Raw genomic sequence first — 222 nt, 5'->3', positions numbered from 1 at the left:
CTCGACAGCGAAGAATTCCGCTACGACGCCGCGGCGAACCGGCTGAACTTCAACACCAGCCAGTTTGACCACGTCAAGGACAACCGCCTGAAGCGCTGGCGGGATCAGGAGTATGCCTACGATGCGTGGGGCAACCTGATTGAAAAACGCAGCGGCATGGGCACGCTGCAGACGTTTGGTTATGACTGTGAAAATCGCTTGGTGCGGGCTGAGACGTTGGTG

The 222-nt window shown here is 58.1% G+C and carries 1 pseudogene; it reads left to right on the top strand.

Annotated features, from left to right (window positions below):
- Positions 1 to 222: pseudogene (locus ACM6I6_RS29040) on the top strand (hypothetical protein); the annotation flags it as partial.

This window comes from Pseudomonas sp. IT-P218, from assembly GCF_949767605.1.
GTDB lineage: Bacteria > Pseudomonadota > Gammaproteobacteria > Pseudomonadales > Pseudomonadaceae > Aquipseudomonas > Aquipseudomonas putida_AE.
The sequence above is the reverse complement of the archived record's forward strand: the minus strand, read 5'-3'. Positions and strand labels throughout refer to the sequence as shown.